At 60.4% G+C, this 20905-nt stretch carries 14 protein-coding genes and 1 tRNA gene; 6 read left to right on the top strand and 9 right to left on the bottom strand.

The window, feature by feature from the left end:
- Positions 1-50 precede the first annotated feature (50 nt).
- From ARB25_RS07460 to ARB25_RS07450, 3 genes are read right to left on the bottom strand one after another with little or no spacing between them, the layout of a single operon-like run.
- Complete coding sequence (locus ARB25_RS07460; protein WP_172676344.1) at positions 51-2609, bottom strand: homocysteine S-methyltransferase family protein; 2559 nt, start codon at positions 2607-2609, stop codon at positions 51-53.
- Between the two features lie 9 nt (positions 2610-2618).
- Positions 2619-3407, bottom strand: coding sequence for a hypothetical protein (locus ARB25_RS07455; RefSeq protein WP_055287055.1), 789 nt, complete (start codon positions 3405-3407; stop codon positions 2619-2621).
- The gene (locus ARB25_RS07450; RefSeq protein ID WP_055287053.1) at positions 3407-4279 is read right to left on the bottom strand and encodes a methylenetetrahydrofolate reductase; all 873 of its coding nucleotides are present in this window, start codon (positions 4277-4279) and stop codon (positions 3407-3409) included. The genes ARB25_RS07455 and ARB25_RS07450 overlap by 1 nt, the downstream gene beginning before the upstream one ends.
- A 426-nt stretch (positions 4280-4705) precedes the next feature.
- On the opposite strand from ARB25_RS07450, the gene ARB25_RS07445 reads away from it, so the two are divergent.
- Entirely contained in the window at positions 4706-6793 is a 2088-nt protein-coding gene (locus tag ARB25_RS07445; RefSeq protein ID WP_055287051.1) for a glutamine synthetase III family protein, read from the top strand.
- Positions 6794-7427: 634 nt separating this feature from the next.
- On the opposite strand, the gene ARB25_RS07440 is transcribed toward ARB25_RS07445, so the two are convergent.
- From ARB25_RS07440 to ARB25_RS07425, 4 genes are all read right to left on the bottom strand, one after another.
- Positions 7428-7504: transfer RNA gene (locus tag ARB25_RS07440), tRNA-Glu, on the bottom strand.
- 100 nt (positions 7505-7604) lie between these two features.
- Entirely contained in the window at positions 7605-9782 is a 2178-nt protein-coding gene (locus ARB25_RS10305) for a MurT ligase domain-containing protein (RefSeq protein WP_055287049.1), read from the bottom strand.
- A gap of 45 nt (positions 9783-9827) precedes the next feature.
- A complete protein-coding gene (locus ARB25_RS07430) occupies positions 9828-10871 on the bottom strand; it encodes a hypothetical protein (RefSeq protein WP_055287047.1) in 1044 nt (347 codons plus the stop codon).
- Entirely contained in the window at positions 10871-11947 is a 1077-nt protein-coding gene (locus ARB25_RS07425) for a tetratricopeptide repeat protein (RefSeq protein ID WP_055287046.1), read from the bottom strand. Before ARB25_RS07425 ends, ARB25_RS07430 begins: the two co-directional genes overlap by 1 nt.
- A gap of 500 nt (positions 11948-12447) precedes the next feature.
- On the opposite strand from ARB25_RS07425, the gene ARB25_RS07420 reads away from it, so the two are divergent.
- The 4 genes from ARB25_RS07420 (at position 12448) to ARB25_RS07405 (ending at position 16875) form a co-directional block, all read left to right on the top strand.
- Positions 12448-13671, top strand: coding sequence for an iron-containing alcohol dehydrogenase (locus ARB25_RS07420; protein ID WP_035136916.1), 1224 nt, complete (start codon positions 12448-12450; stop codon positions 13669-13671).
- Positions 13672-13749: 78 nt separating this feature from the next.
- Positions 13750-14850 (top strand): glycerol dehydrogenase, encoded by a 1101-nt coding sequence (locus ARB25_RS07415; protein ID WP_055287044.1) that lies wholly within the window; start codon positions 13750-13752, stop codon positions 14848-14850.
- Positions 14851-14963: 113 nt separating this feature from the next.
- Complete coding sequence (locus ARB25_RS07410; RefSeq protein ID WP_082421926.1) at positions 14964-15470, top strand: iron-containing alcohol dehydrogenase; 507 nt, start codon at positions 14964-14966, stop codon at positions 15468-15470.
- A 151-nt stretch (positions 15471-15621) separates the two neighbouring features.
- Positions 15622-16875, top strand: coding sequence for a 4Fe-4S binding protein (locus ARB25_RS07405; RefSeq protein WP_055287040.1), 1254 nt, complete (start codon positions 15622-15624; stop codon positions 16873-16875).
- Between the two features lie 130 nt (positions 16876-17005).
- Here ARB25_RS07405 and ARB25_RS07400 read toward each other — a convergent pair whose 3' ends face one another.
- Together ARB25_RS07400 and ARB25_RS07395 are read right to left on the bottom strand one after the other, a co-directional pair.
- Entirely contained in the window at positions 17006-17761 is a 756-nt protein-coding gene (locus ARB25_RS07400) for a GntR family transcriptional regulator (protein WP_055287037.1), read from the bottom strand.
- 65 nt (positions 17762-17826) lie between these two features.
- Complete coding sequence (locus ARB25_RS07395; RefSeq protein ID WP_055287035.1) at positions 17827-18852, bottom strand: zinc-dependent alcohol dehydrogenase family protein; 1026 nt, start codon at positions 18850-18852, stop codon at positions 17827-17829.
- A gap of 356 nt (positions 18853-19208) precedes the next feature.
- Here ARB25_RS07395 and ARB25_RS07390 point away from each other — a divergent pair, with 356 nt between their 5' ends.
- Complete coding sequence (locus tag ARB25_RS07390; protein ID WP_055287033.1) at positions 19209-20801, top strand: alpha-glucoside-specific PTS transporter subunit IIBC; 1593 nt, start codon at positions 19209-19211, stop codon at positions 20799-20801.
- The last annotated feature ends 104 nt before the right edge of the window (positions 20802-20905 follow it).

The raw sequence follows: 20905 nt of genomic DNA, 5'->3' as shown, positions 1-20905 counted from the left end.
TGCCAAGTGGCGCATGCGGCACGTTTTGGTGCTCGGTTGTTTCCGTTGTGTTACTGCCCAAAGACCTCTTCGGCGATACGAGCGCTTTCGGCGGCGTCCTTGGCGTAGTAGTCCGCGCCGATCTGCTTGGCGTATTCGGGGGTGAGTACGGCGCCGCCTACGATGATCTTGACGCCCGGCACCTCGGCATGAAGCAGCTTGATGGTCTCTTCCATGGCCACGACGGTGGTAGTCATAAGCGCCGAGAGGCCGACGAGCTTAATGTCGCGCTCCTGTACGGTCTTGAGCACCTCCTGCGGATCGACGTCGCGGCCTAGGTCAAAGACGGTATAGCCGTAGTTATCGAGCAGCATCTTGACGATGTTCTTACCGATGTCGTGGATGTCGCCCTTGACGGTGGCCACGCAGATCTTGCCCTTGTCGGCAATCTCGCCGGCGGGCATCAGGCGTTTGATGGTATCGAAGCCCACGCGCGCGGCCTCGGCCGAGGCCATGAGCTGCGGCAGGAAGAACTTGCCCTGGTCAAAGAGGACGCCCACCTCGTCGAGGGCGGGGATAAAGTGATTGTTGATGAGGTCCATGGCGTCGTGGTCTGTCAGCAGACGCTCGGTCTCGGCAGCGATCTCGCCTTTGCGGCCCGAGACGACCATGCGACGAATCGGGTCGTCGTTGCCGTCGGTGCCGGTGGTGCCAGCAGCGGGCACAGCGTCGGTCGATACTGCCTGAGCAGCTGCCGGGTTGGCGGCGATCTTGTACGGATCGGTCCAGCCGGCATAGCGCTCGATGTATCCGGTCGAGCCCTCGTCCTCAACGCTCAACACGCGATAGCTGTAGACGGTATCCATAAAGCGCTTGGAACCCGGGTTCATGATGGGGGCGTCCAGGCCCGCGCCGAAGGCGGCAGCCAAAAAGACCGAGCCCAGCAGCGGGCGGGCAGGCAGGCCAAAGCTGATGTTCGACACGCCGAGCGCGCATTTGACGCCCAGGCGCTCCTTGCACAGGGACATGGCGCGCAGGATCTGCTCGGCCTGGCGTTGATTGGTCGAGGCGGTCATGACCAGGCAGTCGATGAGGATGCGGTCCGGTCCGATGCCGTAGCGGGCGGCCTCGGCCACGATGCGCTCGGCGATGGCGAAGCGAGCCTCGGCGGTATCGGGGATGCCGCCTTCGTCGAGCGTAAGGCCGACAACGTTGGTGCCGTAGTGGGCGACCAACGGAAAGATCTCATCCATGATCTGCTGCTTGCCATTGACCGAGTTGATGATGGGCTTGCCGGCGTAGCGGCGCACGGCGGCCTCGACGGCTGCGGGGTCGGTGGAGTCGATCTGCAGCGGTAGCAGCGTGGAGCCCTGGAGCTGTTCGGTCGCCTGTTGGATGATCTTGACCTCGTCGATCTCGGGCAGGCCCACGTTGACGTCCAGGATGTCGGCACCCTGCTCCTGCTGGCTGATGCCCTGGCTCACGACGTAGTCAAGGTCGCCGTCGCGCAGGGCCTGCTGCAGGCGCTTTTTGCCGGTGGGATTGATGCGCTCGCCGATGACGGCGATCTTGTGGCCGTCACAGGGAAGGTCCACGACCGTCTGGGCGCTTGTGACCGACATGCTGGGCTTGCGGCAGCGCGGGCTGGGCGTGTGGTTGTCGATAAGCGTGCGCAAGGCCGCCATGTGCGCCGGCGTGGTGCCGCAGCAGCCGCCCACGACGCTCACGCCGTCGGCGATCATGCCGGCGACGGCCTCGGCGTACTCGGGTGCCTGGATATCAAAGACGGTATTGCCGTCATCGTCCACGTGGGGGAGTCCCGCGTTGGCCTGCACCATAATGGGCTTATCGGTAACGGTGAGCATACGTGCGGCGAGCCCTCGTAGCTCGGCCGGTCCCTGGCTGCAGTTAATGCCCAAAACGTCGGCGCCGATGGCGTCGAGCGTGATGGCGGCAACCTCGGGACTCGTGCCCAGGAAGGTGCGACCGTCTTCCTCAAAGGTCATGGTGGCAAAGACGGGCAGGTCGGAGTTCTCGCGGCAGGCGAGGACCGCCGCCTTGATCTCGGCCAGGTCGGTCATAGTCTCGATAATAAAGAGGTCCACGCCCGCGTCGACGCCGGCGCGCACTTCCTCGGCAAAGAGGTCATAGGCCTCGTCAAAGCTGAGGGTACCCAGGGGGCGAAGCAACGCGCCGATGGGGCCGATGTCACCGGCGACGTAGCGGGCGCCGGCCTCGCGGGCACAGGCGACGGCCGCGGCAAAGACGTCTGCCACGGTGGCGGCGCCGTCGAGCTTGTGGGCGTTGGCGCCAAAGGTGTTGGCGGTAATCACGTCGCAGCCGGCCTCGACGTACTGACGCTGAATGTCGGTGACGACCTGGGGCTCCTCAAAGTTGAGCAGCTCGGGCAGGGCGCCCGCCTTCATGCCAGCGGCCTGCAGCATGGTGCCCATGCCGCCGTCGAACAGCAGGTGTCCTGTGCCCTCGATGGCGGCGCGCAGGCGATCGTCCTTAATGCGCAGATCGTCGATCGTGCGCGTCTTGTACGTGGCACCGTCGCGACGTGCGGCATCAACGGGTGCCGCCAATGCAGTGCCGTCAGAATCATGAGTGATAAGCGGAGTAAACATCGGGGGCTCCTAATGGCTGGAATAGCAGGTGGTGTGGGCGGCGCGGAAGCGGCAGTGCTCGCGCATGCGGCAGATATTGCAGGTGGGGCGGGTCTGGGCGTCGTGGACTTCGCCGTCGAACAGGCCGATCACCGCGGTCACGCTTTTGGTGGGCATGAGCAGGCTGGTGGGCGTGACGGTCAGGCCGATGAGCCGCGTGGCGTTGAGCGCATTGACGATCGAGCGCTGGGCCGAGAGCGGGCAGTCGCCGTAGCCGGGACTGAAGCGCCAGTTGCCGGCGAGCCCATGAACGGCGGCGTCCGTCTTGACCTGCTGGTCCATTTGCTCAACGGCGGCTTCCACGTAAGCGGAGCACGCGGCGTCGAGCACGGCGCCCTCCAGGGGATGTTGGGCTCCCGTGGTGCGCAGGCGACGCTCGGCGTCCATGCCGAGGGTGCATGCCATGAGCGCGGCAAAGCGGGCATCTTTGAGATGTCGATAGATATCGCGACCTCGCAGCTCAACGTTGGTGCCAACCAGACGGATGCTGGGCTCTCCCTGCTCGTCCACGCCCGTGGCATCGACGGCAAATACGCGGCGCACGCCACGGGGCTCAATGTCCAGTTCCAGACGCTCGACCACAAGCTCAATACGTCGTGACAGCTCGGGCTCAATCTGCTGGCCGCCGTAACCCAGATACCGCAGCATCTCGGCACGGTCGACACGGGGATGGTGTGCAGCATCGACACGGTAAAGCGCCGGCGACGCAAGGTCGGCCGGCACTTCGACAGCGGTTGTATCGATGTGCGGTTTTTCCATTACCCCAGGCGCTCCATAATGGTCGCGGCGATCGCAGGACGGTTCATAGTGTACAGGTGCAGACCGTCGGCGCCGTGCTCCTTGAGGTCGCAAAGCTGGCGGGCGGCATAATCTACACCGGCTGCCTGCAGGCTCTCGGGGTCGTTCTCGTACTTGGCGAGAATCTTGATGACGGGGGAGGGTAGCGACGCGCCGCACATAAAGACCATGCGGCTGATCTGCGACTTGCCCATAAACGGCATGATGCCCGCGGTAATGGGCACGGTGATACCGGCCTTGTCGGCAAGCTCGCGGAAGCGGTAGAAGCACTCGTTATCAAAGAAGAGCTGCGTTACAAAGAAACTCGCGCCGGCGTCCTGTTTTTGCTTGAGGTGTTCGACCGAGGCGTTGAGGTCCTCGCAGGCAATGTGGCCCTCGGGGTAGGCCGCGGCGCCCACGCAAAAGCCGGCGTCGACGAGCTCGGGGATGAGGTCGCGGGCGTAGGCGTAGTCGGAGGCGGGCTTGTCGTCCTCGGTCGCGCCGGCAGGGAGATCGCCACGCAGGGCCAGGATGTTTTCCACGCCGGCGGTGCGGTACTCATCGATCTTGGCGGCGATATCGGCGTGCGAGCGGCCCACGCAGGTAAGGTGTGCCACCGAGGGTGTATCGAATTCGCTCGTAATCATATGCGCGATGGGGGCGGTGGTGGCACCGTTGCCCGAGCCGCCGGCCGAGCAGGTGACCGAGACAAAGCTCGGCGAAAGCTTGCACAGGTTGCCCGCCACCTCGCGAGCCGTGTCGAGGGTAAGCTCGCCCTTGGGCGGGAACATCTCAAACGAAACGGGTGCGGTGCCCTGGGATGCTGCCTGCTTAAAAACCTCGTCGACGCGCATATCGTGCTCCTCTAGATACGTAATAGTGTGATGTGTTGTAAGGATTCTACAGCACCACTGTGTCACGGTGGAGTTTCACTCGTTATTCGGGGATACCAATCAAAGATGCCTTGCTATCGGCTTTCTCTATAACAGAGCGGCTAATCTAGGCACGGACTATAAAGACTGGTATCTGATGCAAAATACCAGTTAATAGAGCTCCATCCCAAATTGACTACCCTTAAACCATGGGGAGAGGTCTGCAATTTATGCAGTTGATTGGCTGTTGAGGGTGGCAACGCCGCCTCGATAGGGTAACCTCATTGATTGGTTTCGCGACAGCAACATAACGGTAATGTCGCGGAAACACGGCGAGTCTAAGCTATGACTCGTTCGTTAGTAATCAACACCGCTTCTCACGCGGTGCCGATACGAAGGGAGTTCCGTATGGCCGAACTTACTGACCGCTTCGGGACCATGGTGTTCTCTGAGGAAGTCATGAAGGACTACCTCCCCAAGGACATTTGGAAGCGCCTTGCTGCAACCCTCGAGGGCGGTGAGCCGCTCGACCTGGATGTGGCCAACGCCGTTGCCCATGCCATGAAGGTCTGGGCCATCTCCAAGGGCGCGACGCACTATGCGCACTGGTTCCAGCCGCTTTCGGGCATTACTTCCGAGAAGCACGACAGCTTCCTGGAGCCCAACCACGACGGCTCCGCCATTACCAAGTTTACGGGCAAGAACCTCATCCAGGGCGAGCCCGATGCCTCTAGCTTCCCCAACGGCGGCCTGCGTGCCACCTTCGAGGCCCGTGGCTACACCGCTTGGGATCCCACTAGCCCCGCCTTTATCAAGGACGACGTCCTGTGCATCCCCACGGCTTTCTGCTCCTACACGGGCGAGGCCCTGGACAAGAAGACCCCGCTGCTGCGCTCCATGACCGCGCTCTCGCGTGAGTCTAAGCGCGTTTTGGCGCTGTTTGGCAAGACCCCCAAGAAGGTCGTTCCTTCCGTGGGCGACGAGCAGGAGTACTTCCTGATCAAGAAGGACGCCTACCGCAAGCGCAAGGACCTGGTCATTACCGGCCGCACCCTCTTTGGCGCCGCTCCCTGCAAGGGCCAGGAGCTCGAGGAGCACTACTTTGGCGCTATCCGCCCCACCGTCTCGGCCTATATGAAGGATCTGGACGATGAGCTGTGGGCGCTTGGCATTCCCGCCAAGACCAAGCACAACGAGGTTGCTCCCTGCCAGCATGAGCTTGCCCCCGTCTATGGCGAAGTCAACGAGGCCATCGACCAGAATCTGGTCATGATGGAGAAGATGAAGCTCATCGCCTCCCGCCACGACTTGGTCTGCCTGCTGCACGAGAAGCCCTTTGAGGGCATCAATGGCTCGGGCAAGCACAACAACTGGTCGCTTGGCACCGAGTCCGAGAATCTGCTCGATCCGGGCGACACTCCGCTCGACAACCTGCAGTTCATCGTCTTCCTCACCGCGGTGATCGAGGCCGTCGATAACTATCAGGAGCTCCTGCGTGCCTCCGTTGCCTCGGCCGGTAACGACCATCGTCTGGGCGCCAACGAGGCTCCTCCGGCGATTATGTCCATCTTCCTGGGCGACCAGCTTACCGAGGTCGTCGAGAAGATCATCGATGGCAAGGCTTCCGTCCATGCCACGCGTGGCGTGCTCGACTTGGGCGCCGATACTCTGCCCAAGCTGATGCAGGACAACACCGACCGCAACCGCACCTCCCCGTTTGCCTTCACCGGCAATAAGTTCGAGTTCCGTGCCTGCGGCTCCGAGCAGAACGTCTCCGACTCCAACCTGGTGCTCGATGCCGCCGTGGCCAAGTCGCTCAAGTCCTTCGCCGACGCGCTTGAGGGTACGCCCGAGGATGAGTTCCAGGACGCTGCGCTCGAGTACTGCAAGAAGGTCCTGACCGACCACCAGCGCATCCTGTTCTCCGGTGACGGCTACTCCGACGAGTGGCCCGTTGAGGCCGAGAAGCGTGGTCTTGCCAACAACAAGACCACGGCCGACGCCCTGCCCGCCTTTGTTTCCGATAAGGCCATTGCGCTCTTTGAGGAGACGGGTGTCCTGACCAAGGCCGAGGCCCAGTGCCGCTACGACTGCAAACTCGAGAAGTACAACAAGCTCATGAACATCGAGGCCACCACGATGGTTCGCGAGGCGCGTCGTACCTATCGCCCGGTCATTACCGCCTATGCCACCAAGGTCGCTAAGGGCCTTGAGACTATTCGTGCCGCCGGTGCTGAGGCCGCCATGCAGTGCGAGCAGAACACGCTCAACAAGCTCTGCAACGGCATCACCACCATCAACGACTCCATCAAGGCGCTCGACGCCGTGCATCAGAAGGCCGAGGGCCTCGATGGCCAGGAGCAGGCCAACGTGTACGCGCACGAGGTCGTCCCCGCTATGGATACGCTGCGTGCCGCCGTGGACGCCATGGAGGAGATCGTGGCCGCCGACTACTGGCCGGTCCCGACCTACGACGACATCCTGTTCTACGTGTAGAGCGTAACTGACATATCGTCACGGTATTGAGCCGGGGTCCACATCATGCGGGCCCCGGTTTTGTTTGCGAAGGACGCTTTGAAGCCCGTTTTGCCGCCGACTTGCCTAGGTATAAAGGGTTGTGGACAAAAAACGTCAAATATGAGTACTGTCACAAGTCCTGTAGCATTATTTATTTGCAAAATATGTAGTGTTACGCAACATATGTACAAGTACTTAGCCGATAAACGTCTGCAATTCTTCCGCCGTAGGACGCCTGACGTCTAAATCGACTTCTAAAGGCATGAAATCGCTGTTACTAAAATGGTAACAGTACTCATATTTGCTATTTTTTGCCCACTGGCTTTGCGATGATGCCGGGATCCGCACCCTGCCGGGTTCGAATCCCGGCACATGGGTAGCAAAAAGCCCGCTACCGCGAGGGCAACGGGCTTCACATCTCAAATGGTGCCCCCAGCGGGATGTCCGCGTGCGGCTGGCGCCCCCCGCTTCCGCTGCGTCGCTTCGCTCCTTGCGTGCTGCGCTGGAAAACGCTTGCGCGTTTCCTCAGCTCCGCACCCTGTCGGGTTCGAATCCCGGCATATCGGTAGCAAAAAGCCCGTCACCGCGGGGGTAACGGGCTTCTTAATTTAAATGGTGCCCCCAGCGGGATTCGAACCCGCGATATCCACCTTGAAAGGGTGGCGTCCTTGGCCGCTAGACGATGGGGACAGCGGGAAAGAGTATAGCAGACTTTTTTAGCCGTTCACATATCGTTGGCAAACTGAAAAACCACCACAAAGGTGCCTGTCCCCTTTGTGGTGGTGAGGTGCTAGGGGAGGAGCTTCATGGCGGCGTCGTGGGCGGCGTGCTCGTAGGCGTCGTCGAGGGGCTTGAGCGGCAGCAGGGCGGCGGCCTGCGCATCGCCGCGGCGCTCGAGGGCGTGCGCGATCAGCCAGTCGGCGAGTTCTGGGTTCTTGGGCAGCGCCGGGCCATGCAGGTACGTGCCGATGACGCCCTTGTAGATCAGGCCCTCAAAGCCATCGTCGCCGTTGTTGCCGGTGCCCGTGACGACGGACGTTCCGAGCGGCGTGGCATCGGCGTCCAAAAGCGTGCGGCCGCCATGGTTCTCGAATCCCACAAAGGGCTCAGGTGCCAGGTCGGTTTTGACGGCTACGTTGCCGATCAGGCGGTCGGAGCCGCGTACGGTTTCGGCAGCAATGACCCCCAGACCCTCAATGCGATCCTCGCCCATATAGTACGAACGGCCGAGCAGCTGATAGCTGCCACAGATGGCGAGCAGCGAGCCGCCATCCTCAACATAGGATGCGACCTTGTCTTTTTGGGCGAGCAGCTCGTGTGCCACGGCTAGCTGGTCGCGGTCGGAGCCGCCACCCATCATGACGATATCGGCATCGGTGAGATCGAGTGACTCGCCCATACGGACCTCGTCCACGCGAACGGGGATGCCGCGCCAGGCGCAGCGACGCTCGAGGGCGATAACGTTGCCGCCGTCGCCGTAGAGGTTGAGGGCATCGGGGTACAGGTAGACGATGCGCAGCGGGCGCGAAAGCTCGACTGGCGCGATGCCGACGGGGACGGCACTGCCATCGGCACACGTTGCAGCGCGGGCAGCAACCGTGGCTGCATCGGCACCCTTCAGCCCATCGAGTTCTTTGACCAGCGGCGGGAAGGCCGTGTAGTTGGCGACGGCATAGAAAGTGTCGCCTGCGGCTTCATCCGCAACGGCGCCAATTGCCTGCGCGACGTCCGAGATAATCGCGGCATCGATGCCGGCGTACTTGAGGCGTACCTGCATGTCGTGCGCACGCGTGCCTCCGGCAAAGGCGACAAGACCCGGTGTGTCGGCGATGCGCTCGAAGTCGACGTCGTAGATCCACGAGACATCGTGGCCGTCGGCGTCGTTGTCGTTCAGGAAGAAGGCGCAGAGCCTGCCGCCTGCCGTTTTAATGGACTGGATCTGGCGATCGAAGCCCACGGGATTTTTGGCCAGGTTTGCCTCGACGGTACGGCCGGCGATCTCCCAGCGGCCCATACGTCCGCCGGCGGGGACGTAGGCATCGAGCGTAGGCTGTAGAAGCGCCGTGTCCACGCCCAACTCGTGCGCGGCAAAGAAGGCGGCGGCAACGTTGTAGACCATGTACAGGCCGTTGTAGCGTGTGGCGATGTGTGAGGCTGGCGCGCTGGAATCAGATCCAAAGACCAGGTCAAAGCCGTAGCCGTCGCAGCCGAGCTCCACGCCCGTCACGCGACGGACAAGCGCAGGGCGGGCCCAGCCGCACGAGGGGCAATGGTAGGCGCCGAGCTGGCCGTATTGCACGTAGTCATACTCCAGCGGCGCGTTGCACTGCGAGCAAAAGCGCGAGTCGCTAATGCGGTCGGACTCGGTGTTGGTGGCGCCGTCGATGCCAAAGGCAATGCTCGCGTTGGGAACGCGCGCGGCAATCGAGGCACACAACGGGTCGTCGGCATTGTAGATGAGCGTCGTTGCCGGCGAAAGCTCCAACGCGTGGGCGATGACCTCCTGGGTGTGATCGATCTCACCGTAGCGGTCTAGCTGGTCGCGGAACAGGTTGAGCAGCACAAAGTACGTCGGCTTGAGCTTGGGCAGGACGCGCACGGTGTAAAGCTCATCGCATTCAAAAACGCCCACGCGCTTGCCGCTGTCAGTGTGCTTAAGGTCACTGCGGGCCTCGAGCAGAGCACCCACCACACCGGGCTCCATATTGTTGCCGGCACGGTTGCACACCACGGTAGCGCCGCTGGCGGCAACGGCGTCGGCGATGAGGTTGGAGGTGGTGGTCTTGCCATTAGTGCCGGTGATCACCACGCTGCGGTCGACAAGGCCGGCGAGGTCGCTCAGCAGCTCGGGGTCGATCTTCATGGCGATGCGGCCGGGGAGTACGCCGCCCTGGCGCTTAAGGACGGAGCGCAGCCCCCAGCGGGCGATATCGCTCGAGGTGCAGGCAAGAGATGAGCGGAGGTTCATGAAACCGTTCCTAACGTAAACGACATGGTCGGGTCGAGTGCGTCACTAAAAACCGTAGCGGCGCGCAAATTCCTGGGCAAGCTGCGACACGTCTTCGCAGGCATTGGCCCAGGGGGCAAAGTCGGGAGTGTCCGAGATAATACCGTCCGCTTCCCAAACGGCCTGGTGCGAAAGATCCCAGGGATCGTGTGGCTCGGGCCGGCAGGGAAGGTACGGCGTCTGGTACATGGGGTTCAGTAAGAAGAACGCACCGCCCTCGCAACGGTTGACAAACTCACGCAGCGCGCGTGTCGCCGGGCGCATCTTGTTTGTTTTGAACAGCAGAATCGTGCGGGCGAGCAGGTACCAAGGAGAGTTCTCGAGTGCGTCAGCCCCGATCTCTTCCTCGAGCTGGTGGGCCAGGGCAAAAAAGCCGTCCTGGTCTTCCAGGCGAGCGAGGGCGAGCAACACGGTGCCTGCGGCTCGGGTGGGGTAGCCTTCCGCCTTAAGGACGCGGCGGGCGTAGTTGGCGGCAGCACGGTAGCGGGCGCTCGCCATGCACAGCTGCGAGATGGCCTCGAGCGTGTGAAGCCACCCGATAAGAGCCGGCTCGCTCACGGTAAGGTCTGCTGCGGTGACACCATCGGCCAAAACATTATTGGCCCAGTAGTGCGGGGCTTCCATGTCGAACCCGGGCACGCTTTGCTGCAGGTAATCGGCCGTGGTCGCCTCGAGCTTCATCAGATCGCCCAGGCAGGCGTCGACGGGCGTGTCCGCCAAAATGATGGCGAGCAGCTGGGCATCGAGGACATGCGCATCGATGCGGACGATCTTGAGCAGCTCATCGCGCATATCGTCGAACAGGCGGTTGCGCGTCTGTTCAAACTCCTCATCGCTGCCCATGTCCTCGATGCGATGGAGCTCGTCGAGCAGGTGGCGATGAACACCGGCATAGGACAGCAGCGCCTGGGCATGCTCGGTCTGCGCATACTTGTGAGGGTTGACGCTTACGTCGTTATGGACAAGCTCGCGTGCTGCATCGGTGAGCTCGGGGTGCGACGCCAGATAGGTGCGCTCCAGGTAGGCGGGGATGTAGACGCTCGGATCCATTAGAGGTCTCCTCCCTTAAACGGCAAACCCTGCTCGGCCGCCCGCAGTATGCGCTCATCGATTTGGGAACGCACGATATCGTTGGTGGCGACCCAGGCGGCAAAACTGGCGTTGTCGGGGGCGCCCAGGCCCTCCTGCAGTACCGGCGTCGCCTCGGACAGCGCAAGGACAAGCTCGTCGGTCGAGCCCACGCCCACGTTGACGCGGGCATAGACGCCATCGGGAAACTCGGTTTGGAAGTAGAGCGCCTCGGCTGCGTGCGGGCACGAACGCACAAGGATACGCAGGTAGTGTTCGGCACCCTCGTAGTCCAGCTCGCGCCAGGCAGCGCTCATCAGCGCGATGAGCGTCCACGGGTCCAAGTCACGCTCCGCATCTTTGGGGCGGCGGCGCAGCGGGGTATTCGCGAGGTACGGCACGGAGTGAGCGGAGCGAAAGCGCTTGAGCTCCTCGGCGGGGTATTCGAGCTTTGCCATGGCGAGCATCGCGGTGTGGCGGACACCAGCGGGGTCGTTGGGCGCAAAGTCCAAGCTGCGATTTGCGGCTTCGAGCGACATGCGGTAGCGTCCGCTAATGAGCGCGCGCGATGCCAAGGCGGCAAGCCAGCGCAGGTAGGGGCGGCGCATAAGGTCGCCTGCGGCCTCGCGCTCGTAGGGGTCCTGCGCCGAGGCGATCTTGAGCGCCAGATCGTGCTCCACCTCGTCGCACTTGGACACCAGATACTGTACGTACTCCTCGTTGGAGCTGGCGGTGAGAGCGGTCAGCATGCGCTGAGCGTCCCAGTTGGCCGGATCGAGCGCGGCTGCCTCGCGGAGCATGTTCTCGGCAGCTGCCTCTTCTTGCTCGGCCTGGGTATCGTCAGGGATAAAGGGAATGCGGTAGTCGACGGCCTCGACCACCTTGGCAATGAGGTGCCCGGCGCGGTCGCGGTCGTGCACGATGAGCGGTGCGGGGTTGCGGGTGAATTGTTCCATCAGATGCTCTACGGCGGCAGCGTCGGTGAGCGGGATATTGTCGCGGCGCAAGGCCTCAAGAACGAGGCGATGGCAATCCTCTTGAATGGGATCGAATGCCATGGAGCCTCCTTTGCTGCGGTTAGGGTTCAAATATCTCTATATAAGGTTCTAGTTTACCCGCATGTGACACACCGGGGGTGCCGCACTTGGACTTGCACCTTTGCACCACGAAGACGGATGTCGCACAAATGTCGGCACCTTGGACGACCGAGTGGTATCACGGTGCCGCAAACGGTCGATTTTTGGCGGCGAACGGTGCATATTTTGGAGGGGCACCGTCCTGCCCGGGATATGTAGTCAACCTTGATAAAACGTTTGCCCAGCTTGGGAGTATGGATGCCGCACAAGGGTCTTCAGGGATAGAAAAAACGTTTCATCATTGGCGGCTTTAGGTGAATAACTGACCAACCAGAACGGTAAAATAGTGTTTGTCTGAGCGTTGAGACGTTTAGACATCGTGCATTGTCATCGCCGGCAACGCGCAAAATGGTCCTAACGGAGCCAATCGGGTGCTCCGTTATATACGCAAGTCTAAGAGGGGCTTGTTTAGGAGGCACAGTATGGGACGTTTTACCAATCCTCGCGATCTGTACTTTGGTGAGGGCGCTCGCCACGAGGTGAAGAACCTCAAGGGTAAGAAGGCCATCATCGTTTCTGGCGGCAGCTCTATGCGCCGCGGCGGGTTCCTGCAGGACGTCGAGGCCGACCTCAAAGAGGGCGGCTTCGAGGTCAAGCTGTTCGAGGGCGTCGAGTCCGACCCGTCCATCGAGACGGTCATGAAGGGCGCCGAGGCCATGCGCGAGTTCGAGCCCGACTGGATTATCGCCATCGGCGGCGGCTCGCCCATCGATGCCGCTAAGGCCATGTGGGTCTTCTACGAGTATCCCGAGGAGTCCTTCGACAACATCATCCAGCCGTTCAGCTTCCCCGAGCTGCGTCAGAAGGCTCATTTCTGCGCCATCTCCTCTACCTCCGGTACCGCTACCGAGGTCACCGCGTTCTCCGTCATTACCGACTACGCCAAGGGCATCAAGTACCCGCTGGCCGACTTCAACATCACCCCTGATGTCGCCATCGTCGACCCCGAGCTCACCTACACCATGCCCGCCAAGCTGTGCGCTCACACCGGCATGGATGCTCTGACCCACTGCATGGAGGCCTACGTTTCCACCTGCGCCTCTATGTTCACCGACGCCAACGCTCTGCACGGCATCCGCGAGATCGTCGAGTGGCTGCCCAAGTCCTATGCTGGCGACCATGAGGCCCGTCAGCACATGCACGAGGCTCAGTGCATCGCCGGTATCGCCTTCTCCTCGGGCCTGCTCGGCATCGTTCACTCCATGGCTCACAAGACCGGTGCTGCCTTTGAGAACGGCCACATCATCCACGGTGCCGCTAACGCCATGTACCTGGGCAAGGTCATCCAGTGGAACTCCAAGGACCCGCGTGCTGCCGAGCGTTACGCTTACGTGGCCAAGGAGATCCTGCACCTTCCCGGCGAGACCAACGAGGAGCTCATCGCTGCGCTCGTCCAGAAGATTCGCGACCTCAACGACCAGCTCAACATTCCGCAGTCCATCAAGGATTACGCGAATGGTGGCGTGAAGGTCGACGCCGAGAACCCGCAGATGGTTTCCGAGGAGGAGTTCCTCGCCAAGCTGCCCGAGATCGCCGCGAACGCCGAGCAGGACGCCTGCACGCCCGAGAACCCGCGTGAGACCAAGGCTGCCGACTTCGAGAAGATCCTCAAGGCCTGCTACTACGACACCGACATCGATTTCTAATCGACTCTTGTTATCGTAACGAGGGGCTCCGCACGTATCCGTACGGAGCCCCTTTCTTTTTTAGAGAATGGGATAGTTATGGCTGCAATTTTCAATAGCCCCAGCAAGTACATCCAGGGTCCGGACGAGCTCGCCAAGCTCGGCTCTTACGTTGAGCCGCTCGGCGCTAAGGCCCTCGTCATCGTGACGCCTTCGGGCAAGAAGCGCGTCGGTGCCAAGATCGAGGGCGGTTTTACCGAGGCTAAGGCCGAGCTGCTGTTTGAGGACTTTAACGGCGAGTGCTCCAAGGGCGAGGTCGATCGTCTGGTCGCGCTCGCTCGCGACAACGGTTGCGACATCATCGTCGGCGTCGGTGGCGGCAAGATCCTCGACACCGCGAAGGCCGTCGCCTATTACCTGGAGTCCCCGGTTATCATTTGCCCCACCATTGCTTCGACCGATGCACCGTGCTCGGCACTTTCGGTGCTCTACACCGACGACGGCCAGTTCGACAAGTACCTCTTCCTTAAGGCAAACCCCAATATCGTCCTTATGGATACGACGGTTATCGCGGCGAGCCCGGTGCGCCTGACGGTTTCCGGTATGGGCGATGCGCTTGCAACCTATTTCGAGGCTCAGGCAACGCACGATGCCGACGGTGGCACTTGCGCCGGCGGCAAGGGCGGAATGGCCGGCCTGGCGCTCGCCAAGCTCTGCTATGAGACGCTCATGGCCGATGGCGTCAAGGCCAAGGTCGCGCTGGAGAAGGGTGCGCTCACGCCTGCCGTCGAGCACATCATCGAGGCCAATACGCTGCTTTCGGGTATTGGCTTTGAGAGCTCGGGCCTTGCTGCTGCTCATGCCATCCACAATGGCCTGACGATGCTGCCCGAGTGCCACGGCATGTATCACGGCGAGAAGGTCGCCTTTGGCACTATCGTCCAGCTGGTACTCGAGGATGCTCCGACTGAGAAACTCGAGGAAGTCTTGGGCTTCTGCATTGAGCTGGGCCTGCCGGTTACGATGAAGGAACTTGGCGTTGCCGAGGTTACGCGCGAGAAGGCCATGATTGTTGCCGAGGCCGCGTGCGCGCCCGAGGACACCATGTGCAACATGCCGTTTGAGGTGACGCCCGAGATGGTCGCAAATGCCATCCTGGGTGCCGACGCACTGGGCCACTACTATCTCATGGATGAGTAAATCAAGCTAAGGAAGGGGCAAAGCCAACAGATGGCTTTGCCCCTTTTTGCTATGGTGCAAAGGGGCAAGGTTACTTTGCACCAATCGTTGTTTGATGAAGGGCGGATTCTCGTATGGCGCTTCCTATGGTTTACGGCGGTCCCGGCCGGTATGTTCAGGGGCCGGGCGAACTGTCGCGTCAAGGCAGGTATTTGTCATGGTTGGGCTGCGCTGCCTATGTCTTGTTTGACCAGGGCACCGAGGATCGGCTGTGCAGGCAGATCGTCGATGGATTTCTGGACGACGATCTGAGTGAGCCGTTCTTTAAGATTTATGACGGTCCGTGTACGGAAGAGGCCGTTGTCGAAATGGCTAAGGAAGCCCAGGCTGAGTATTGCGACATGGTGGTGGGTATTGGCGGCGGCAAGATGCTCGATATCGCCAAGGCCGTTGCGTTTTATGCTGAGCTGCCGTTGTGCGTATGCCCCACGGCGGCTTCGATGGACGGTCCGTGCAGTGCGATTTCCGATGCCGATCTGCATGGTGTTGCAAATGCGGTCTTTAGAAACGAGCGCAATATGGCTAACGAACAGGCCAAGGTGACCAAACAAAAACTCGTGCAGCTCATGTGCGAGGCATAGTTTGGCGCTTGATTGATCTTGTGCAATCGAGACGGCGATAGGCCATGGGCTATTTGCCGCAAAGATGCTCCGCGTGTAATTTGCCCGAGGCGTGGGCCGATAGCGTATCATTATCTCTTGCTTGTTTGCACTGCTCAGGGAGGGGCCGCGCATGGCGCAGGAACACGATCTGTTTGATGACATTATCGAGATCAGCAAGGGTTTCGACTTTCTTAAAAACCCGCTTGGCGGCGTGACCGACGCGCTCGATCCGTCGGCGCCGCAGTGGAATCCTGCCGACTACAAGGAGCGTCCGCGCGGCAACACCATTCCGTGCTTGACCTGCAAAAACGAAAAGAGCGGCTGCACCGCGTGCATGGACGTGTGCCCGGTCAACGCTATCGAGGTCGAGGAAGACGCCATCGAGATCCTCGACTCCTGTCGCAAGTGCGGTCTGTGCGCCGCTGCTTGCCCGACGGAGGCGATCATCTCTCCGCGCCTTGCACCCAAAAACGTCTACGACGACATTGTCTCTGCTGCTACGAGCCACGAGACCGCCTACGTCACCTGCACACGCGCCCTTAAGCGCATGCCGCGCGAAAACGAGGTCGTCGTCGCCTGCGTGGGCGATATTACGGCAGAGACTTGGTTTTCGGTACTGGCCGACTATCCCAACGTGAGTGTGTACCTGCCGTTGGGCGTGTGCGATAAATGCCGCAACACCGGCGGTGAGGATATTCTGGGCGAGGCGATTGCGAAGGCCGAGGAGTGGTCCGGCACGGGTATGGGCCTGGAGGTCGACCCCAAGAGCCTCAAGTGCCATAAGCGCCGCGAGTACGAGCGCAAGGAGTACATGGAAAAGATCGCCCGCACCACGGGCCTGACGGTGACCAAGCTCAATCCGGCGACGGCGGCGCTGGCCTCGGTGACGCAAAAGCTCAAGGCCCATCGCCATCAGATTACCCAGCTGGAGCGCACGCTCAACACCATGTGCGGCACCACGACGACCAAGCGTCGCCGTTCGCTCACGCACGGGCGCCAACTGGTGCTCTCGACGTTGCAAAACCACCCCGAGCTTGCCCAGAACATGCAGGTGAGCACGCCGGAGTGCGATTTTGACAAGTGTACGTCGTGCGGCGAGTGCGTCAACGTGTGCCCCACGTTTGCCTGCGATCTGGTGGGAAGCGGCCGCTTTGCGTTGGAGTCCACGTATTGTTTAGGCTGCGGCGCCTGTGTCAAGGTTTGTCCCGAGCATGCGCTCAAGCTTGTTGAGCACGACGCGTCCAATCTGGTCGTCGTCGATCCCGAAGCCGAGGAAAAGGCCGCCCAGAAGGCGAAGGCTCACGAAGAAGCTGAGAAGGTCAAGGCCGAAGCAAAGGCCAAGCTCGACAAGATGCTCGATCAGGTGGAGAAGCTCGCGGACTAGCTAAAAGAGCGTAAATGATGGCCGGTGGGACAGGTACTGCCCCACCGGCCAAAAAGTTGCGGTGGAATAGTTCCTGTTTCGCCCTTAAGCTGGCCATTCTAGGAGCTATTCCACCGCAACTAATAGATGGTTAGTTCATGCTGCTTTGGTGGCCGGTTCGATCGGTGCCGTTGCGCGTCACGGTTTCATGGAGTAAAAAGAAGCTGGGAACCTGCTTTGTCTCGGTGTATTCCATAAGGATGCCGTCGGCGTTGTAGGTCTGTCCGCGTACAACGGCGAGTGCGTTAAAGTCGTCGAGATCGAGTACGCGTGTATCCTCGGGCGTGGGATGCTCAATCGTTACGTCGCGCTTGCCCGTGGCAATCTTAATGCCAAGGTCTTCTTCGAGGTAACGATAGATCGAGTCGTTGACAATCTCGGGTGTCAGCCCCGGTACCTGTGAGCTTAGGTAATAGGAGTCGTCGGAGCACACGGCATGTCCGTCTGCATAACGGATGCGTTTGGCGCGCGTAGGCTCGCAGCCTTCGGGAAACCCGGTAATCTTGGAGAGCGCCTTGCTACAGACGAGGAGCTCAAAGACGGTGGTGACAGTCTTGAGCTCAAAGCCCCGGCTGGTCGCGATTTCCTTAAAGGTCTCGAGTCCGCCGCCGCCACGACTCGTCTCGTCACTGATGTTGCGAATGACGCGCATGCCTTTGCCTTGCTGGGGGAGCACGTAACCATCTGCCGCAAGCATCGAGATGGCGCGACGGACCGTCATGCGCGAACAGTCAAACAGCTGCGTGAGCTCAGTCTCCGAAGGCAGATAACTCTGATAGGCATATGTGCCGTCGTCAATCGACTGCTTCACGTTGTCATAAATAGTTTGGAAGATGGCTCGCGCCATGACGGTCTCCTAGAGCTGGGTGCGTGAACGACGGATGAGGGCCGTCCGTGCAGGTGTCAATCGATTTACTTGCTGGGATCGATTATATATTTGCCCATGGCACGCAGGGCCGGGTCTGACAGGATGGCGCCGAGTTCGTCGAGGGAAGCCACCTTGGCGACCATCGAAGAAACGTCGAGCCTGCCGGAGTCGATGAGTTCGAGCGCGCGACGCTGTGTGTAAGGGTTGATGTAGGACGAGGTGAGCACAAGCTCCTTCTGGAAGACCTCGAAGGGCTTGACGGTGATCGTCTCATCGGGCTTGGTAAGTCCGAACATCATAACCGTGGCCTTATGACCGGCGATTCTAATGGCCTGCTCAATGGTGACGGGCTTACCGACGCATTCGATTACAACGTCGACGTTGCCGACGCCCTCCTGCTTCAGGCGGGCCGGGACGTCCTCGTGGATGGAATCAATTGCCAGGTCGGCGCCGAGTTTGAGTGCAACCTCGCGTTTGCCCTCGACGGGCTCGAGCAAGACGACCTTGGTGGCGCCGGCGTTTTTGGCGAGCTGCATCATGAGCAGGCCGATCATGCCGCCGCCGATAACGACAACCGTGCTGCCGGGCTTGATGTTGCACATATCGATGCCGTGCAGGCAGCACGCCACGGGCTCGGTCATGGCACCCTGCTCGAAGCTGGTGTGTTCACCCAACTTGTAGACTTGCTGCATATCGACGGAGCAGTACTCGGCAAAGCCGCCGTTAACGGTGGTGCCGTAACCGGTCATATGCTCGCAGTAGTGGTTGATTCCGTCGCGGCAGGGTTCGCAGCAGCCGCAGGGATGGTTCGGGTCGATGCACACGCGATCGCCCGGTTTAAAGCCAGCGACGTCGCTGCCCACGGCCTCGACAACGCCCGCAAACTCATGACCAAGGATCGTGGGCGGGGTAACGTCGGCTGCACCCTTGTCGCCTTCATAGATATGAACGTCGGTACCGCAAACGCCGCAAGCTTTGACGTTGATCAGAACGTCGCGCCTGCCCACGGCCGGCTTTGCCGATTCCTCGACTCTGAGGTCGTGCTTTCCATAGAAGACCGCGCTTTTCATGGTGACTCCTTAACGTGGCGGTGAATGTTGTAATGAAGTATAGGCTTGTCTATAGATATAGACAAGCACATCTAGACAAGTAGAAAAGAAAAATGAAATGCAGCCATCAGCTATGTCAGATTTAACAGGCAAAATACTGGACATATACCGTTTACGGTCAATAATCAACCGTTTACCGACCGTAGTATTTATGCTAACTTGTCTAGATAAGTGATATGATAAAAATAGAAGCGCAAGAAGTCAGGGAAGCGGGCCCACCCGTCCTATTGCACGAGGTACACGCAAACGGCGCGTCTGCGGTCTCGAGTGAAGCCAAAACCGCAGCGCTCCGAATGAAGAGAGGGGGATTCCCCGTCATGATGCAAAAGATACAACGTTTCGGCGGTGCAATGTACACGCCTGCAATTCTTTTCGCATTTTCCGGAATCGTCGTCGGCCTGGGTACGTTGTTTACCACCGAGGCGATCTTTGGCGAGATGGCCACCGCGGGCCATCTTTGGTTTGATTGCTGGAATGTGCTGCTCCAGGGTGGTTGGACACTCTTTAACCAGATGCCGTTGCTGTTTTGCGTAGCGTTGCCAATCTCGCTCGCGAACAAGCAGAACGCTCGCTGCTGCATGGAGGCTTTGGCCATCTACCTTACCTTCAACTACTTTGTAAGCACAATCTTGGGGCAGTGGGGCCCTGTCTTTGGGGTCGACTACTCTGTCGAGGCGGGCAGCGGTACTGGTCTTGCCACTATCGCAAGCATCAAAACGCTTGATATGGGCATCATGGGCGCGCTTATCATTTCAGGTATCGCCACGATGCTTCACAACAAGTACTTCGACACCGAACTTCCTGAGTGGCTGGGCGTGTTCTCGGGCTCCGTGTTCATCTATATGATCGGTTTCTTCGTTATGGTTCCGGTCGCTCTTATCGCCTGCCTGGTGTGGCCGCATGTTCAGGCTGCTATCTCCGCCTTCCAGGGATTCATCCTTTCCGCCGGTACGTTTGGCGTGGGTGTCTTTGCTTTCTTCGAGCGCGTGCTGATCCCTACAGGCCTGCACCACTTTATCTATACGCCGTTCTATTACGACAACGCGGCGGTCAACGGCGGCATCTTTGCTGCTTGGGCCAACATCCTGCCCCAACTGGCTGCCGATCCGAGCATTGCTCTTAAGGATGCCGCACCCTGGGCTGCCTATACCTGCCCTGGTTGGACTAAGGTCTTCGGCTCGCTTGGCGTCGCCATTGCGTTTTATATGACCGCCAAACCCGAGCGCAAGCAGCGCGTCAAGGCTCTGCTGATCCCGGTCACCCTTACCGCTATGCTTTGCGGTATCACCGAGCCGCTTGACTTCACCTTCCTGTTCATCGCGCCCGGCCTGTTCGTCGTCCACTGCGTGCTCGGAGCGCTCGGCTGCATGGCTCAAAACCTCCTTGGTGTCGTGGGCATCTTCGACGGCGGCATCATCTCGATGCTCTCGTGGGACTGGCTGCCCCTTTGGGCCGCACACGGTCTGCAGTACGCCATCTCCATCCTTGTCGGTCTGTGCTTTACCGCCCTTTGGGTCGTGGTCTTCCGTTTCCTGATCGTCAAGTTCGACTTTAAGACCCCCGGTCGCGAGGATGACGATGTTGAGGTCGAGCTCAAGTCCAAGGCCGACTACAAGCAAAAGCAGGGCGGTGCTGCTGCTGGCAAATCGGTCGCCCAGAGTAAAGATGATGAGCGCTTGGTGCTTGCCGAGAACATCCTCGATCTGCTCGGTGGCACGGATAACATCATCGATGTAACTAACTGCGCTACCCGTCTGCGCGTTAACGTCAAGGACAAGAGCGTCGTTGCACCCGAGGCTTCCTTCAAGGCGATCGGTACGCATGGCTTGGTGGTCCAAGGTCAGTCAATCCAGGTCATCATCGGCCTTACCGTCCCGCAGGTTCGCGAGAAGTTCGAGAGTCTTCTGTAAACCATCGTCCATCGAAACAATCGGCCTTGCAGAGCCGGTATGCACCGCAAGGCCGATTCTAGAGATAAAAAACTCCACTTCTAGGTAACAATTCCAAACCGCGC

The sequence above is a fragment of the Collinsella aerofaciens genome, from assembly GCF_001405375.1.
Lineage (GTDB): Bacteria > Actinomycetota > Coriobacteriia > Coriobacteriales > Coriobacteriaceae > Collinsella > Collinsella aerofaciens_F.
The sequence above is the reverse complement of the archived record's forward strand: the minus strand, read 5'-3'. Positions and strand labels throughout refer to the sequence as shown.